The organism is Phytopseudomonas seleniipraecipitans (genome assembly GCF_900102335.1).
GTDB lineage: Bacteria > Pseudomonadota > Gammaproteobacteria > Pseudomonadales > Pseudomonadaceae > Aquipseudomonas > Aquipseudomonas seleniipraecipitans.
This window is the reverse complement of record NZ_FNBM01000001.1, coordinates 95,620-112,889: the sequence shown is the minus strand read 5'-3', so window position 1 is coordinate 112,889 and position 17,270 is coordinate 95,620. Positions and strand designations below refer to the sequence as shown.

The following is a 17,270-nucleotide window of genomic DNA, read 5'->3' as shown; positions in this document are numbered from 1 at the left end:
CGTATCAGTAAGACCGCCCGGTCTTACGTTGTTGCCCTCTCCTATTAGAAACTATGGAAACTATCGTGACGAAAGACGAACTGCGCGCCGAACTCGAGCGCCAGGCGCAGCGTTACAAGGATGTATACGGCGGTGAAGTCATCACCTACGCCGCTCAACCGGATCCGGAACGCAAGCCGTGGCGCAAGCGAGCCAGCCTGCTCGATCAGGCATTCGATAAAGAAATCGAGAAGATCGAGAAAGACCTATCCAGCAAGGCAGATGCCAGAGCCGAAAGCGCCTGAGCCTTCGCTCGAGCGCAACCAACCCGCACTAGCACGTGATTAATCACGCCTACGCTAACGACGCTTGGAAGCCGACTTACTGCCCAGCAGAGAACCCAGCAAGCCGCGCACCAGTTGCCTACCCAGCTGATTGGCAACCTGGCGCACCGCGCTTTTTACCGCCTGGCCAGCCAAGCCACCGAGAAACTCGCCTGCCACACTGACGGTGGAAGGTGTTTCCTTGCCCGCCTGTACCTGCTCGCTTGCCGCGGTGGCACGTGCGGTCAGCACCTCATAGGCCGATTCGCGATCAAATGCCTTGTCGTAACGGCCGGCCAATGGCGACTGACGAATCAGCATCGCCCGTTCTGCATCCGACAGCGGCCCGACACGCGATTGCGGCGGCGCAATGGCTACGCGCTGCACCATCGCCGGCGTGCCTTTATCTTCCAGCGTACCCACCAATGCCTCGCCAATGCCCAGTTCGGTCAGCACCGACAGGCAATCGAAGTCCGGGTTGGGTCGAAATCCGCTAGCCACCGCACGCAGTGCTTTTTGCTCACGTGTGGTGAAGGCGCGCAGGCCATGCTGAATGCGCAGCCCAAGCTGGGCGAGTACCTCGTCCGGCAGATCGCTCGGTGACTGGGTCACGAAATAGACGCCCACACCTTTCGAGCGGATCAACCGCACCACCTGCTCCAGCCGCGTCTGCAGCGCCTTGGGCGTGTCAGCGAAGAGCAGATGCGCCTCGTCGAAAAACAGCGCCAGCACGGGCTTATCGGCATCTCCGCGCTCGGGCAACTGCTCGAACAATTCTGCCAACAACCACAGCAGGAAGGTCGCATAGACTTTGGGCGCCTCGTGAACCAGCCGACGTGCGTCGAGCAGGTGAATACGCCCGCGACCATCACGGTCTGGCTGGAGGATGTCCTCGAGCTGCAAGGCCGGCTCGCCAAACAGTACGTCGCCGCCTTGCTGTTCGAGGCTGGCCAGGCGCCGCAGCAGTGCCTGTGCGGAAGTGCTGGTAAACAGCGCGCTGTCGGCGCCCAGCACGTCGGGCTGCGCTTTGAGGTGAGCGAGTAGTGCCTTGAGATCCTTGAGGTCGAGCAGCAGCAGCCCTTCACGATCAGCGACCTTGAAGGCGGCATACAGTGCCGCCTGCTGGCTGTCGGTGAGCTCCAGCAAGGCACCTAACAGCAGCGGCCCCATTTCGCTCAAGGTGGTGCGCAACGGGTGACCGCTTTGCCCGTGCACATCCCACAAGCTCACCGGATAGGCCGCCGGGCTATGCGCCAGCCAAGGCATGCTGGCGATGCGCTCGGCGATTTTGCCCTGGGGTACGCCAGCAGCGCCCAGCCCGCATAGGTCGCCCTTCACGTCGGCGGCGAACACCGCCACACCCGCATCGCTGAAACTCTCGATAAGGCGCTGCAGCGTTACCGTTTTGCCGGTGCCCGTAGCGCCCGCGATAAGACCGTGGCGGTTGGCCAGGCGCAGTGATTGCTCGATCGGCTGGCCATTGCTGGCAGCGCCCAACACGAATTGCCGGTTCACAGACATAACGCCATCCTCTGGATTAAAGCCTCACCGCCTCGGTGCATTCAGCCTGCCCAACGACAGCCTCAGCGTAGCAGCATACATCCAGCTAAAGGGACCTGGCAGCGATGCGTCGAGGCAACTGCCTGCTCAGTTAAATCGACGCAATAAAAAGGGCGCCAATGGCGCCCTCTCAGCTTCACTCACCGCCTGACTTGTCTAGTCGCTCACGCTGCAGACGCTGCCATAGCGCTTCGGCACCCTCGAATTCGGTACCGTCTTCCTCGCTCAATGCCTCGGAATCGTAGCGCCTGACGCACCCCTCACCCAACGTGGGTGGCGGCGTTGCCGTGCCAGGCTCGGGCAGATCGTCGTTGCTCATCATTAACTCCATCAGGCCTGGCCTAAGCGAACCGCTGATCATCGCGGGACCAGACCCGCTGGATCAGTCGAAGACCACCGTCTTGTTGTTATGCACCAATACCCGGTCTTCCAAGTGATAGCGCAGGCCGCGGGAAAGCACCATTTTCTCTACGTCCTTGCCGAGGCGCACCATCTCTTCGATGCTCTCGCGGTGGCTGACACGCACGACATCCTGTTCGATGATCGGACCGGCATCCAGCTCTTCGGTTACATAGTGGGACGTCGCGCCGATCAGCTTCACACCACGCAACGACGCCTGGTGATACGGTTTGGCGCCCACGAAGGACGGCAGAAAGCTGTGATGAATGTTGATCACGCGCTGGGCATATTCCCGGCACAGCGCGGGCGGCAGGATTTGCATGTAGCGGGCCAGCACGATTACATCGGCGCGGTGCTCTGCAACCAGACGTGCGACTTCATCGAATGCCGGCTGTTTATTCTGTGCATCCACCGGAACGTGAATGAACGGAATGCCGTGCCACTCAACCATGCTGCGCAGGTCGTCATGGTTGGAAATCACGCAGGGAATTTCGCAGTCGAGTTCATTGCTGTGCCAGCGATGCAGCAGGTCGGCCAGACAATGGGACTCGCGGCTGGCCATGAGCACGACACGCTTCTTCTGCGCCGAATCGGTGATCCGCCACTCCATGGAGAACTCCCGGGCGATCGGCGAGAACGCCTGATTGAAGCCGTCCAGATCGAACGGCAACGAATCAGCGCGGATCTCGTGGCGCATGAAGAACCAGCCGCTCTGCGTGTCCGAGTGATGGCTCGCCTCGGTTATCCAGCCGTTGTAGGTCGCCAGAAAGTTACTGACCTTGGCGACGATGCCGGTACGGTCAGGGCAGGCGATGACCAGCCGAAAAGTGCGCATGAACAACTCCAGAGAATTAGCGAAGGCGCGCATTTTAGCTGCACTACCGGAAAACTGCAGTAGTTCGACGCCCCTCGCTGCACCTTCGCTGCACATGGCATGCGCCAGCCACTGGAACCGCTAATGCGGACTGTTAGCTGAATTTTCTGTAGCGGCCACCAACACGATTAATTCCCACCCAATTTGAAGTGGCACTAAAAAGGTAAATTCCTGTTACGCAGTGAAACTTCAATTACTAAACAACGTCAGGTTTGCAAAGCTGTTTACTTATAACTTAGCGATGTCTACTATAAGCAACACATGGCTATCACCCCACCGCATTAAAGGTAAACACATGTCCCTGGTTAGCGAATACCGTACTCTCGAAGAAAACATCAAAGAACTGCAAGAGCGTCTGAAAAGCCTGTCGCAAGACGACAAGCTGCAGAAAGAACTGGAGTTCGAAGGCAAGCTGCGCAGCCTGATGGGCGAATACCAGAAGTCGCTGCGCGACATCATTGCCCTGCTGGATCCAGAAGCCAAGGCAGGCAAAGCAGCACGCAATAGCAAAGCGGCCCCGACTGGCAGCAAGCGTGCTCGCAAAGTTAAGCAGTACAAGAATCCGAACACTGGTGAAGTCATCGAAACCAAAGGTGGCAATCACAAGACCCTCAAGGAATGGAAAGCCAAGTGGGGCGCTGACGTTGTTGAAGGCTGGGCTACCCTGCTGGGCTGATACAAAATCGGGGCTGTGAGTCCATGAAGAACGCCAGCACTGCTGGCGTTTTTTATGGGCGCTCATAATGGCTGGAAATGATCAGCAGCACCGCAAGCGCCGTGAATCCGGCGCGCCTCGTCTTACAGTGATTTCTTTCACCCTATCACTCTGATCTACAAACCATAACGCTGACCCACTTGCTGGGCGTGCTCGGCCCATGCCTGCAATATCACTCGCTGCGCATCGGTCGCAGTGGTCAGGTAATGCGCCATGTCTGTCTGGAAACTCGCCAAGGTATTCGGCGCACCAAATTCTGGCTGACTGAGGCGTTGCCGACAGAATTGTTGCCAGCGCTGCTGATCATCGGCACTCAAGGTGGCGGGAAAGTTACGCGCTCGATAACGAAACAATAACTCGGGTAACCGAGGATCATCGAAGGGCCAGCTTTGCGTATCGAACTGCTGGGGATCACCGCTGCGGACTTGTTCACACAATCGACGGTCACGGTCTCCGATAAAGCCTTCATATAACTGCTGCTCGGGATCGTTAACTGCAGAAAAACTTTCCTCCTGGTATACCTGCGACAATTTGTCCTGCCATTCTGACTGACAATCGCTCAGCATCCGGGCGCGATTCAGATAGTCCGTCTTGTCCAGTTGCAGCCGCTGGCAATCCTCCGCGCGTAATACGCTCAACGGGGCGACCACCGGACAGCGATTGATATGTATCAGCTTGAGCGGCACCGGTAGTTCTCCGGCCGCCAGGTCATCGCGTCGGGTATACAGCCGGCGTCGTAGCGTCTCGCCGTCTTCGTTGAGCAGTGGTGCGGCATCGAGGTGCAGGTCGCAAACGATCAATGCATTGCGATTGCGCGGGTGCCAGGCCAGCGGCAGCACCACACCCAGATAATGCCGCGCCCCGGCGAAACGCCCGGATACATGCACAAGGGGTTGCAGCAAACGAATCTGATCGAGCACTCGCTGTTTGCTGCGCAGGCCATACAGATAATCGTAGAGCTTGGGTTGGCGCTCTCGCACCAGGCGCGCCAGCGCGATGGTCGCACGCACATCGGACAACGCGTCGTGCGCCTGGCCATGGTCGATGCCATTGGCCGCAGTCAGGCGTTCGAGCTTGAGGCTCACACCCGCATCGTCCCGGGGCCACTCGATGCCTTCCGGGCGCAGGGCATAGGCGGTTCGCACCATGTCGATGAGGTCCCAGCGACTATTGCCGCCCTGCCACTCTCGCGCATAGGGATCGAAGAAGTTGCGATACAGGCTGTAGCGCGTGACCTCGTCATCGAAACGCAAACTGTTGTAGCCCACCCCACAGGTACCAGGACGCGCCAGTTCGGCATGCACACGGGTCATGAACTCGGCTTCGCCAAGACCCTCACGTGCCAGACGCTGCGGACCGATGCCGGTGATCATGCAAGCCGCAGGATGCGGGAGGATGTCGTCACTGGGTTGGCAGTAGAGGTTGAGCGGCGCCTCGATTTCATTGAGCTGCTCGTCGGTGCGGATGCCTGCGACCTGCAACGGCCGATCGCGGCGCGGGTCGATTCCAGTGGTTTCGTAGTCATACCAGAACAGGCTCGAAGGCACGTGTAGCTCCCTGTGAAGAATGGATGCCGCAGTCTATGGCCTGAAACTGCCTGATCACAAACCAAAGGCTGATCAAAAGCTTGATCGCCCGCACACCTGGTTAAGCACAAGATGCACGCCGCTTGTAGCATTCACCCTACGTCATTAATATTGCGAAACAATCTTATCCACACTCATCAAGGAAGAGCCATGAGTGACGCCACGTCGCAAAACCCCTACGCCGTACCCGCCAGCAACCTGCAGGAGCAGGCTACCGAGAGCGAGCACCTGAGCATCGAACAGGCGCTAAGCCGTGGTTACACCTTCAGTATCGGTCTGCTGATCAACGAAGCATGGATTATGGTGAAGGGCACCAAAGGAATCATCGTTGCGGGTTTCTTGGTGTTCTATGTGGCGATGTTCGTAACATCGCTCATTGCCAATCTCGTGCTCGGCCTGCTCTTCAATGTGCTGACGACTAATGCCCTGATCATTTTCATTACTTCCCAGCTTCTCTCCGGGATCATTTCGTCACTGGTGACCTACCCTATTCTGGCTGGGCTCAGCATCATTGGAGTTCGACGCGCCGCCGGCCAGCCGTTCAGCTTCAACGAGATATTCAATCACTTCAATTCGACCTTGCCATTGCTGGTCATTGGCGTTGTTTACCTCGTGCTGACCCTTCTTGCCATTGCACTTGGCAGCGTCAGTTTTGGCCTTATCTTCATCCCCTTCACGTACCTCTGCGTCGCCTACATGCTGGCCATTCCACTGGTGGTGGAGCGTGGTCTGTCGCCTTGGCAAGCACTTGAAGCCTCGCGCAAGGCAATCACCCAGCATTGGTTCAAGGCGTTCGGCCTGTTCCTGTTGCTCGGTCTGATCATCCTGATCAGCGCGATTCCGCTGGGTATTGGCCTGATTTGGAGCATGCCGCTGTTTGTAATCGCCTGTGGCGTGCTGTATCGCACGATCTTTGGTGTGCGCTCTATCGCACGTTGATCCCTCGCACCTGACCACGCTTGCGCGGTCAAGTTGCTTCCTGCCTCGCTGCTGGCTAGCATCGGGCTTTGCTCATATGACGTGACGATGCCGCCCTCCTCCTCTTCGCCTCTCAACCGACTGCAGCAGCCCATGCTGGATACGCGCTATCAGGTGGAAACTCCAGAAGGCATCGACCTGGCATTACGCCCGGCGGGCCTGGTGCCGCGCGCCCTGGCGTTCACCATCGACCTGCTGATACGCGGCGTGATTCTCGGCGTCGTTTACCTTGTGCTCGGCTTTCTCGGCCAATTCGGCATGGGGCTGGCGACCATCATTCTATTTCTGGTGACCTGGTGGTACATGGTGCTGTTCGAGGTCCTCAACCAGGGACGTTCGCCAGGTAAACAAATGCTCGGCCTGCGGGTCGTGCATGACGACGGTACACCCATTGGCTGGCCCGCCTCGCTGACTCGCAACCTGTTGCGCTTTGTCGACCTGCTGCCATTCGCCTATACCCTGGGCATCATCAGTTGCCTGAGCAACCGCGCGTTCAAACGACTCGGTGACATAGCCGCCGGCACCCTGGTGGTGTATCGGGACCAGCCCATAGAGCGCCCCAATTTGCCCGAAGCCGAGGCGCTGCGCGCGCCCATCGTTCTTGATTTTGCCGAACAGCGCGCCATGCTCGCTTTCGCCGAACGGGGTGAAAGCCTTTCCACCGCACGCCGGGCAGAGCTGGCAGCCATTCTCGCCGAGCCGCTGCACGTCGATCCCGAGCACGCCGAACGCCACATCAACGGCATCGCCCGCGGCTTATTGGGGCCGACATGAAACAGAGCCTTTTCGAAGCCCGACACCAGACTCAATGGCAAGCGTTCAATACGCACCTCCAGCGCCTCGAGGCTGGCAACGCCGATGCGGAAAAAAGTCGCAGCTTCGCAGCCGACTACCGACGCCTGTGTCAGCACCTTGCCCTGGCCCGGGAGCGTGGTTACAGCAACCACCTGATCGACGAACTGCAACAGCTGGCCCTGCGCGGGCATCAGCAGTTCTATCGGCACCGCAGCGCCATTGGTCCGCAGCTGATTGGCTTCATACTGGCCGGTTTTCCGCGTCTGGTTCGCGAGGAGTGGCGCCTGGTGACCCTCGCCAGCCTGCTGTTCTTCGGCAGCCTGGCCGTCATGGGCACCCTCGTCTATCTGTTCCCCGATCTGGTCTACAGCGTCATGGATCCTGACCGCGTCAGCGAGATGGAGCTCATGTACGATCCGGACACCACGCGCCTGGGCCGTTTCGGCGAGCGCGACTCCGGTGACGATTGGATGATGTTCGGCTACTACATCATGAACAACATCGGCATCGCCTTTCAGACCTTTGCCAGCGGTTTGCTGTTTGGCGTCGGCAGCCTGTTCTTCCTGCTGTTCAACGGCCTGATGATTGGCGCCGTGGCCGGTTACCTGACGCAACTGGGTTACAGCGAAACCTTCTGGTCGTTCGTGATCGGTCACGGCGCCTTCGAGCTGACGGCCATCGCCCTGGCCGGCGCTGCCGGCCTCAAACTCGGCTGGGCACTGCTCGCCCCTGGCCGCCTGCGCCGGGGCGAAGCGCTGCGCCTTGCTGCCGTCCGCGCGATACGGCTGCTCGGCGGCGCGGCGCTGTTTTTGCTGATTGCGGCTTTTATAGAGGCCTATTGGTCCTCCATGACATTCGCCACGCCTCATATCAAATATGCCGTAGGCGCCGGGCTCTGGGCGCTGGTGCTGGCTTACCTGTGCCTGGCCGGTAGGGAGCAACATGCGCCTGACTGACGCCAGCGTGGCGATCCGCCCACGTACCCCCTGGGAAGCCATCGACCTGGGTGTGCTCATGGCGGCCCGTCATCGTGGCCTGCTGATGGCCAGCTGGGCTGCCGTCACGTTGCCGGTATTCGCTCTGCTCAGTGCACTGCTGTGGCAGTACCCGTCCTGGGCGATGTTCGTGTTCTGGTGGCTGAAGCCAGCCTATGAGCGGCTGCCGCTGTACGTCCTGTCGCGCTCGCTATTTGGCGATACGCCAACAGTGAAGCAGGCCCTCAGGGCGTTTCCCGGTCTGCTCAAACCGCAGTTGCTGGCCAGCCTGACCTGGCGCCGCTTCAGCCCGACGCGCAGCTTCGACTTGCCGGTGCTGCAGCTCGAAGGCCTCAAGGGCCAGGCACGCACGCAGCGACTGAACGTGCTGGCGCAGCGCGACGCAGGCGCCGCGACCTGGCTGACACTGATAGGCGTTAACCTGGAAATTGCCCTATGGATCGGCCTCGGCAGCCTGGTCTACCTGTTTCTGCCCGCTCAGATGGAACTGGACTGGGACTGGCAAAGCTTGATCAATGGCGACACCAGCGAGTGGCTCTGGCTTGAGCACCTGTCCAACCTGTTCTACGTGCTGCTGCTGATCTTCTGGGAGCCGATCTACGTCGCCTGCGGGTTTACCCTGTACTTGAACCGCCGCACCGCATTGGAAGGCTGGGACATCGAGCTAACGTTCCGCCGCCTGCGCCAACGCCTCACCGGCGTTGCCTACGCCCTGCTGCTGGGCTTCGGCATGCTGTTGTTGCACGCGCCCACACCGGCGCTCGCCGATACCGATACGTCGCACAGTTGCCCGTTGCCCAACAATGACCCGCATGGCCCGGAAGCGGCGCGGCTGCTCGCCCAACCGCTGACCAGCGAGGCCTCGCGCACGTCGGTGCTGGCGATTCTCGACGAGCCGCCGTTCGAGAACCGCGAGACGGTAACCCGTTGGCGCTTTGCTGATGACACCGAACAGGCCCAAAGCGAATCATCGGCAGACAGAACCAAGGCCGTCGAGGCGCTGCTCGAAATGATCGAGAACTGGAGCGCACTGAAAGGCCTTGCCCTGTTCTTCGAAGCCCTCTTGTGGGCGCTGGTCATTGGCATCATCGCCTTGGTGATCTGGCGCTACCGTGAATGGCTGAGCACCTTCGCCGGCCGGGTTCGCTTGCGCAAACCGACGCACCACGAGCTTCCCAGCCAGCTGTTTGGCCTGGAAGTGCTACCGCAGAGCCTGCCCGATGACGTTGCCAGCACCGCGGAACGCCTCTGGCTGGATGATCCCCGCGCCGCACTAGGTCTGCTCTACCGCGCCCTGCTGAGCCGCCTGATTCATGACCACAAGCTGCCGCTCAAGAGCTCCCACACCGAAGCCGAAGTATTGCCGCTGGTTGATGGCCTCGACGACCCCGAGCTGAGCAACTTCAGCCAGACGCTCACCCGCCATTGGCAGAATCTCGCCTACGGCCATCGCCTGCCGCCGGCCGAGCTGCGCACGTTGCTATGCGATGACTGGCGACGGCTGATCGAACACGGTGGTCAGCCATGAACCGCACTACCCGTTTCGCCCTTGGCGCGCTGCTGGTACTGGGCCTTGGCCTGTTGGGCAGCTACCTACTGAGCCGCGCCGAATCCTACGAAGAGGTGGTAAACCACGGCCCGTCCCCCGAAGCCCGGGCCAATCCATACCTGGCCGCCGAATATTACCTGCGCAAACGGGGCATCGAGGTAACGCGTGCCGATAATCTTGCAGGCCTCGCTACCCTGCCCAGCCGCGGGCAGACCTTGCTGTTGCTCGCCAACCGCAGCAATCTAACGCCGCAGCAGAACGAGCGCCTGCTGAAGTGGACGGCCAAGGGCGGCCACCTGCTGTTCATCGCCGAACGCATGTGGGACGAGGAAGAAGGCAAGAGCGGCGACCGGCTGCTCGATACCCTGAACGTGCAGCAGTATCCGGTCGAAACCCTCGACGAGGACGAAGCGGACGGTGCCGCCGATGCGCAAACGGCTGAACCAAGCGGCGAAGAAAGCACTGACGAAGCGCCGGATGCCTATCCCGAGCTGACCAAGCTGTACCTGGAAAATGAACAGGCCCCGGCGTACATCGGTTTCGATACCGACTTCCACCTCTACGACGCCAACAACCTGGCTCATGTCTGGGCCAACAGCGGCGAAGCCACCCATCTGCTGCAGATCTATCACGGCGACGGGCTGATCAGCATCGTCACCGACGCCTGGATCTGGCAGAACGACAAGCTCGGCAATGTCGATAACGCCTGGTTGCTCTGGTACCTCACCCAGGACAGCGCCGTGACCCTGGTGTACAACGCCGATCGCGACAACCTGCTGACCCTGCTGCAGCGCCACTTCACGCCCGCGCTGCTGGCTCTCGGCGTGCTGCTGGTGCTGGTCCTATGGCACGTCGGCCAGCGCCAGGGGCCGCTGCTACAACCGCAGCCGGCCAGCCGTCGACAGCTACAGGAACACCTGCGCGGCGCGGCCGACTTCCTGCTCCGCCACGGTGGCCAGCAGCGCCTGCTGAGCAACCTGCAGCAGGATATCCTGCGCCGCGCCCGACGCCGTCATCCCGGCTTCGAGCGCCTGGGCGTCGCCGATCAGTGGCAGATTCTCGGCCGCCTCAGCCGCCAGCCTTCCGCAGCCATCAGCCAGGCCATGCGCCCGCTGAGCAAGAAACGCCTTTCCGCCAGCGACTTCACCCGTCAGGTCGCCCACCTGCAAACACTCAGGAATGCCCTATGAGCGAACATACGCCCGACCAGCCGAGCAATCCGATCAGCGAGCCTGCCAGCAGCACCTCCGCACCAGCCGTCAGCAATATCGCCCAGCAGCGCCAGCGTGCCAGCCAGCTCGCCCAGGCGCTGCGCCAGGAGCTGCAGAAAGCCGTGATCGGGCAGACAGCGGTGATCGACGACGTGCTCACCGCCCTGATCGCCGGCGGTCACGTGCTGCTCGAAGGCGTGCCGGGCCTCGGTAAAACCCTGTTGGTACGTGCCTTGGCCCGCTGCTTCGGCGGCGAGTTCGCACGCATCCAGTTCACCCCGGACCTGATGCCCAGCGACATCACCGGCCACGCCGTGTACGACCTGCAGAGCGAACAGTTCAAGCTGCGCAAGGGCCCGATCTTCACCAACCTGCTGCTGGCTGATGAAATCAACCGCGCGCCCGCGAAGACCCAGGCAGCCCTGCTGGAAGTCATGCAGGAGCGCCAGGTAACGCTGGAGGGCCGCCCGCTTGCAGTGCCGCTGCCGTTCATGGTGCTGGCCACTCAGAACCCGATCGAGCAGGAAGGCACCTATCCGTTGCCGGAAGCCGAGCTCGACCGCTTCATGCTCAAGCTGCACATGGACTACCCCGAGCAGGACGAGGAGCTGAGCATGGTTCGCCAGGTTAGCCGCTCGACCAAGGCAGACATGCTCGAGGTCACGCCGCTGCGCACGCTGCTGCAGGCTAAAGACGTACTGATCATGCAGAAAATTGCCAGCGACCTACCGCTCGACGAGCAGGTGCTCGACTACGCCGTGCGCCTGGCCCGCGCCACGCGCAGCTGGCCGGGCCTGGCCATCGGTGCCGGCCCTCGCGCCTCGATTGCACTGGTCCGTGGTGCCCGGGCGCGCGCCTTGCTGCGCGGCGGCGACTTCGTGCTGCCCGACGACGTCAAGGGCTGTGCCCTGGCCGTGCTGCGCCACCGTGTGCGCCTGTCGCCGGAGCTGGATATCGAAGGACTGTCCATCGATCAGGTACTGCTGCAGTTGCTCGATCAGGTTCCCGCGCCCCGTCTATGAACGCCTCGACTCTGGATAGCGCGGCATGAAGCCCTCCTCCATTCTGCTCGGCTTGCTGACCGGGCTGCTGTTTGTTGCCATCGTCCTTGGCGCGCTGGATGCCCTGTCGGTCGCCGTCCCGGAGCGCCTCACCGCGCTGTGGTGGGGCGCCCTGCTGGTGCTGGCAAGCGCTGCGTTGGTCGATGCCCTGCGGCTTTCCCGGCGCCCCTCGCCGCGTCTGCAGCGGCACTTGCCTGGCAACCTGCCGCTGGGCCGCTGGAGCGAGGTGCAGTTGGCCGCTCATCACAGCTACTCGCGCGGGTTGCAGCTCGGCGTCATCGATCACGTGCCACAGGGCATGGCCGTCGAACACCTGCCGCAACAGGTCGAACTGCGCCCAGGCGAACAGACCACCTTCAGCTACCGTGTGCGGCCACTGGTGCGTGGTCACTTCGTCTTTGCGCGCTGTGAAATCAGCCTGCCCAGCCCGCTGCGCCTGTGGCAGTCACGGCGTTACCTGGAAGTCCACGACGAGGCCCGCGTGTACCCGGACTTCGCGCGCCTGTACGGCGCACAGCTGATGGCCGTGGATGACTGGCTCGCCCAGTTGGGTGTGCGCCAGCAGCAGCGTCGCGGCCTGGGTCAGGAATTTCACCAGTTGCGCGAGTTTCGCGACGGCGACACCCTTCGCCAGATCGACTGGAAAGCCACCGCCCGCAAGCGCATGCCAATCGCCCGTGAATATCAGGACGAACGTGACCAACAAATCGTTTTCCTGATCGACTGTGGCCGGCGCATGCGCAGCCAGGATGGCGAGCTGTCGCATTTCGATCACGCCCTCAACGCCAGCCTGCTGCTCAGTTACGTGGCCCTGCGCCAGGGCGATGCCGTCGGCCTGATGACCTTCGCTGGCGAGCACAGCCGCTACCTGGCGCCGGTGAAAGGCCAGGCGCAGGTGAACGTGCTACTCAACGCGGTGTATGACCTGCAGAGTACCCAGCGCCCCGCCGACTACGCTGCCGCGGTAGATGCCCTGCTCAGCCGGCAAAGCCGCCGCGCCCTGGTGGTGCTGATCAGCAACCTGCGTGACGAAGACGACGAAGAGCTGCTGGGTGCCGTGAAGCGCCTGGAACGGCGCCACCGGGTGCTGATCGCCAGCCTGCGTGAGGACGTCCTCGACAACCTGCGCCACGCCCCGGTACGCGATTACGAGTCGGCCCTCAACTACTGCGGCGCCGTGGACTACCTCAACGCACGCAACACGCTGCATGAGCGCCTGGTTGCCCACAACGTGCCGGTGCTCGACGCACGGCCGGGCGAGCTTGGCCCCGAGCTGGTAAACCGTTATCTCGCATGGAAAAAAGCTGGGGTGCTGTAAGCGGCGCCCCTGTAGTTTGGCTGCCGTGATATCCCAAAAACTTTGTCCTGGATATCGCTGCGCTCGACCGCAGGCTGCGGCGCTCCAAGTACCCCAGTAGCCTGGGGCGAGCGCAGCGGCATTGGCCTGGAGCCTAGCATCGTCGATGCCAGAGGCCATCGCCTGTTTGTTTCCAGCTACTGCCTACGGCCGCGCCATTCCTTATACTGCGCTCCATCGTTTTTCGCCTGTGGAGCACATGCCTGTGAATTTTTCCTCCTGGACACCCAGGGAGCGCCTGATTTCCGGGGCATTCTTCGCCGTGGCCATCGGCTGCCTGCTGTACGGTTTCACCTCGGGTGTACCGCCGTTGAGCAGCGAATTCTTTTCGATGTTTGCGGTGGTGTCTCTGGTGATCGGTTTGGCGCTAACGCCGCGGTTCATGCTGCAGCCGTTGCGCGAAAGCCTGGGCAGCAACCTGTCGAAGCCGATGCGTATCGCGCTGGGTTTCTTCTGTGCCTTTCAACTGATCGCGGTAATTCGGGTAATAGTCGGCTGAGGCAGGCGGCTCGTCGAACGGCAGAACGCGCAGCGCATCGGATGCTGCTGCGTGCCCAGGCAGGGCCGACAATAGCGCCAGATGCGACGCTTATCTGCTGCTCAATCAGTCGTGTTGCAAGGGCTGATCGCTACGGCAAGGAGCCGAGCAGTTCTTTAGCCAGCGCGGAGCGCTTCCGTTACCATCGGCACACTCAGCAGCGAGACGCGGCATGTATATCTATCGATTGGTTCTGATCCTGGTAGTGGGCATCTACCTGTTTTCGCCTGCCATCATGGATTGGTGGATCGACCCCAACGGCGCCTGGTACCGGCCATACATGCTGTGGCTGATCCTTATCGTGGTGACCTTCATCCTACAGAGCCAACGTGATGCCGATGAGCTTTAGCCTCAGCGGGCTGATGCTGATCAGTGCCGCTTACCTGCTCGTTCTGTTCAGCGTCGCCTGGTGCGCCGACCGCGGCCTGATCCCTCGCAAGCTGATTCGTCACCCGCTGACCTACACCCTGTCATTGGGTGTATATGCCAGCGCCTGGGCGTTCTACGGCACCGTCGGCCTGGCTTATCAGTACGGCTACGGTTTTCTCGCCAGCTACCTGGGGGTGACCGGCGCCTTCTTGCTTGCGCCGGTATTGCTCTACCCCATCCTGCGCATCACCCGTACCTACCAGCTTTCCTCACTCGCCGACCTGTTCGCTTTCCGATTTCGCAGCACCTGGGCGGGCGCGCTGAGCACCCTGTGCATGCTGATCGCCGTACTGCCGTTGCTGGCCCTGCAGATCCAGGCGGTTACCGACGCGATCAGCATCCTCACCCGCGAGCCGGTGCAGCCAGAAGTCGGCCTGGCGTTCTGCGGGCTGTTCATCCTGGTCACCATCCTGTTCGGCGCACGCCACCTGGCCACTCGGGAAAAACACCAGGGCCTGGTACTGGCTATCGCTTTCGAGTCCCTGGTCAAGCTGGCGGCCATGGCAGCCATTGGCCTTTATGCGCTGTACGCCGTGTTCGACGGCCCGCGCGATCTGGAACAATGGCTGGTGCTCAACCAGGCGGCCCTGGCCAGCCTGCACACACCGCTGCAGGAAGGCCCATGGCGCACCCTGCTGCTGGTGTTCTTCGCCTCGGCCATCGTCATGCCGCACATGTACCACATGACCTTCACGGAGAACCTCAATCCCCGTGCGCTGGTCAGCGCCAGCTGGGGCCTGCCGCTGTTTCTGCTGTTGATGAGCCTCGCCGTTCCGCTGATTCTCTGGGCCGGCCTACGCCTGGGATCGACCACCAGCCCGGAGTACTTCACCCTCGGCCTGGGGATCGCCGTCGACAGCCCGACGCTGGCGCTGATTGCTTACATCGGCGGCCTGTCGGCTTCCAGCGGCCTGATCATCGTCACCACCCTGGCGCTGTCCGGCATGCTGCTCAACCATGTGGTGCTGCCGCTCTATCAGCCGCCGGCAGAGGGCAATATCTACCGCTGGCTGAAATGGACACGCCGCGCGCTGATCGTCGCGATCATTTTCGCCAGTTACGCCTTCTACACGCTGCTCGACGCCCAGCAGGACCTGGCCAACCTGGGCATCGTCTCGTTCGTCGCCACCCTGCAGTTCCTGCCGGGCGTGCTCTCGGTGCTCTATTGGCCGACCGCCAACCGGCGCGGCTTTATTGCCGGCCTGCTGGCAGGTATCGCGGTGTGGGCGGTGAGCATGCTCATGCCGCTGCTAGGTACGCTGCCCGGCCTCTATGTGCCCATCCTCGATCTGGTCTATGTACTCGACGACAGCAGTTGGCACCTTGCCGCCATCGCCTCGCTGGCCACCAACGTGCTGGTATTCACCCTGGTCTCGGTATTCACCGACTCGAGCCAGGAGGAAGACAGCGCCGCCGAAGCCTGTGCAGTGGACAATGTGCGCAGGCCTCAACGCCGTGAACTGCTGGCGTTGTCACCGCAGGAGTTCGCCACCCAGCTGGCCAAGCCGCTGGGCGCCAAAACCGCACAACGCGAGGTCGAGCAGGCCCTGCGCGACCTGCATCTGCCCTTCGATGAAAGACGCCCCTACGCGCTTCGCCGCTTGCGTGATCGTCTGGAAGCCAATCTGTCAGGCCTGATGGGGCCGAGCGTGGCTCAGGATATTGTCGAGTCCTTCCTGCCCTATAAGTCCGGCAGCGAGAGCTACGTGACCGAGGACATTCACTTCATAGAGAGCCGCCTCGAGGATTATCACTCGCGCCTCACCGGTCTCGCGGCCGAACTCGATGCCCTGCGCCGCTACCACCGCCAGACCCTGCAGGAGCTGCCCATGGGCGTCTGCTCGCTGGCCAAGGATCACGAGATCCTGATGTGGAACAAGGCCATGGAAGAACTCACCGAGATCCCTGCGCAGCGCATCGTCGGCTCACGGCTGTCGACCCTCGCCGAGCCCTGGCGCGACCTGCTGCAACGCTTTACCGAAATCCCCGACGAACATTTGCACAAACAGCGCCTGGCCCTCGACGGACAAACCCGCTGGCTCAACCTGCACAAAGCTGCCATCGACGAGCCTTTGGCCCCCGGTAACAGCGGCCTGGTGCTGCTGGTCGAGGACCTCACCGACACCCAGATGCTCGAAGATAAGCTGGTGCACTCCGAGCGCCTGGCCAGCATCGGACGCCTCGCTGCTGGGGTGGCCCATGAAATCGGCAACCCGATCACCGGTATTGCCTGCCTGGCGCAGAACCTGCGCGAAGAACGCGAAGGCGACGTCGAGCTGACCGAAATCAGTGAGCAGATACTCGAACAGACCAAGCGGGTTACACGCATCGTCCACTCGCTGATGAACTTTGCTCACTCCGGTAGCCATCAGCACACCGATGAGCCGGTGTGTCTGGCCGAAATTGCCCAGGAAGCCATTGGTTTGCTGGCCCTCAACCGGCGCAGCGTGGACGTTCAGTTCTTCAACCTCTGCACACCCGAGCATTGGGTGGACGGCGACCCGCAGCGCCTCGCTCAGGTGTTGATCAACCTGCTGAGCAATGCGCGCGACGCGACACCAGCCGGCGGCGCCATTCGCGTGCGCAGCGAAGCCTCGGAGCATACCGTCGACCTGATCGTCGAGGACGAAGGCAGCGGTATTCCCAAGGGTGTAATGGATCAGTTATTCGAGCCGTTCTTCACTACCAAAGATCCTGGAAAAGGGACCGGGCTCGGCCTCGCACTGGTCTATTCCATCGTGGAAGAGCATTATGGACAGATAACAATCGACAGCCCGATAGACCTTGAGCAGCAACGTGGCACCCGCATTCGGGTGACGCTGCCCCGGCATATCGAGGCAATGCCACTGGCAACCTAAACACCGAAGAACCGCATTCCCGGTGACGCACGTGGCCCGGCTTGGCTACGGGCACCATGGAAG

16 protein-coding genes are annotated in these 17,270 nt (G+C 61.5%); 12 read left to right on the top strand and 4 right to left on the bottom strand.

Annotated features, from left to right (window positions below):
• The first annotated feature begins 65 nt into the window (after positions 1-65).
• Positions 66-284, top strand: coding sequence for a hypothetical protein (locus BLS60_RS00535; protein ID WP_070881236.1), 219 nt, complete (start codon positions 66-68; stop codon positions 282-284).
• 54 nt (positions 285-338) lie between these two features.
• Here BLS60_RS00535 and BLS60_RS00530 read toward each other — a convergent pair whose 3' ends face one another.
• From BLS60_RS00530 to purU, 3 genes are all read right to left on the bottom strand, one after another.
• Positions 339-1,823: a helicase HerA-like domain-containing protein gene (locus tag BLS60_RS00530; protein WP_092363471.1), complete on the bottom strand. Its 1,485-nt coding sequence runs from the start codon at positions 1,821-1,823 to the stop codon at positions 339-341.
• A gap of 175 nt (positions 1,824-1,998) precedes the next feature.
• Entirely contained in the window at positions 1,999-2,181 is a 183-nt protein-coding gene (locus tag BLS60_RS00525) for a hypothetical protein (protein ID WP_092363468.1), read from the bottom strand.
• 63 nt (positions 2,182-2,244) lie between these two features.
• Positions 2,245-3,096, bottom strand: a complete 852-nt coding sequence (gene purU / locus BLS60_RS00520; protein WP_070881233.1) for a formyltetrahydrofolate deformylase — start codon at positions 3,094-3,096, stop codon at positions 2,245-2,247.
• 334 nt (positions 3,097-3,430) lie between these two features.
• On the opposite strand from purU, the gene mvaT reads away from it, so the two are divergent.
• Entirely contained in the window at positions 3,431-3,811 is a 381-nt protein-coding gene (gene mvaT / locus BLS60_RS00515; RefSeq protein ID WP_070881232.1) for a histone-like nucleoid-structuring protein MvaT, read from the top strand.
• Between the two features lie 155 nt (positions 3,812-3,966).
• Here the strand turns inward: mvaT and sbcB are convergent, their stop codons facing one another.
• On the bottom strand, positions 3,967-5,397 hold the full coding sequence (gene sbcB / locus BLS60_RS00510; RefSeq protein ID WP_092363465.1) for an exodeoxyribonuclease I: 1,431 nt from the start codon (positions 5,395-5,397) through the stop codon (positions 3,967-3,969).
• A gap of 189 nt (positions 5,398-5,586) precedes the next feature.
• Between sbcB and BLS60_RS00505 the strand changes: the two genes are divergently transcribed.
• From BLS60_RS00505 to BLS60_RS00460, 10 genes are all read left to right on the top strand, one after another.
• Positions 5,587-6,375, top strand: coding sequence for a DUF975 family protein (locus BLS60_RS00505; RefSeq protein ID WP_092363462.1), 789 nt, complete (start codon positions 5,587-5,589; stop codon positions 6,373-6,375).
• Positions 6,376-6,462: 87 nt separating this feature from the next.
• Entirely contained in the window at positions 6,463-7,188 is a 726-nt protein-coding gene (locus tag BLS60_RS00500) for an RDD family protein (RefSeq protein ID WP_092363459.1), read from the top strand.
• The gene (locus BLS60_RS00495; RefSeq protein WP_092363456.1) at positions 7,185-8,165 is read left to right on the top strand and encodes a stage II sporulation protein M; all 981 of its coding nucleotides are present in this window, start codon (positions 7,185-7,187) and stop codon (positions 8,163-8,165) included. The genes BLS60_RS00500 and BLS60_RS00495 overlap by 4 nt, the downstream gene beginning before the upstream one ends.
• Entirely contained in the window at positions 8,152-9,732 is a 1,581-nt protein-coding gene (locus BLS60_RS00490) for a DUF4129 domain-containing protein (RefSeq protein ID WP_092363453.1), read from the top strand. The genes BLS60_RS00495 and BLS60_RS00490 overlap by 14 nt, the downstream gene beginning before the upstream one ends.
• Positions 9,729-10,943, top strand: coding sequence for a DUF4350 domain-containing protein (locus BLS60_RS00485; protein ID WP_092363450.1), 1,215 nt, complete (start codon positions 9,729-9,731; stop codon positions 10,941-10,943). The genes BLS60_RS00490 and BLS60_RS00485 overlap by 4 nt, the downstream gene beginning before the upstream one ends.
• Positions 10,940-11,986, top strand: coding sequence for an AAA family ATPase (locus BLS60_RS00480; protein WP_092363448.1), 1,047 nt, complete (start codon positions 10,940-10,942; stop codon positions 11,984-11,986). The genes BLS60_RS00485 and BLS60_RS00480 overlap by 4 nt, the downstream gene beginning before the upstream one ends.
• Before the next feature lie 25 nt (positions 11,987-12,011).
• Entirely contained in the window at positions 12,012-13,343 is a 1,332-nt protein-coding gene (locus tag BLS60_RS00475) for a DUF58 domain-containing protein (RefSeq protein ID WP_092363445.1), read from the top strand.
• Between the two features lie 244 nt (positions 13,344-13,587).
• Positions 13,588-13,881 (top strand): hypothetical protein, encoded by a 294-nt coding sequence (locus BLS60_RS00470; protein WP_143024560.1) that lies wholly within the window; start codon positions 13,588-13,590, stop codon positions 13,879-13,881.
• Positions 13,882-14,092: 211 nt separating this feature from the next.
• Positions 14,093-14,269: a hypothetical protein gene (locus BLS60_RS00465; RefSeq protein ID WP_042556252.1), complete on the top strand. Its 177-nt coding sequence runs from the start codon at positions 14,093-14,095 to the stop codon at positions 14,267-14,269.
• Entirely contained in the window at positions 14,253-17,207 is a 2,955-nt protein-coding gene (locus BLS60_RS00460; protein WP_164090923.1) for a sensor histidine kinase, read from the top strand. The genes BLS60_RS00465 and BLS60_RS00460 overlap by 17 nt, the downstream gene beginning before the upstream one ends.
• Positions 17,208-17,270: the final 63 nt, after the last annotated feature.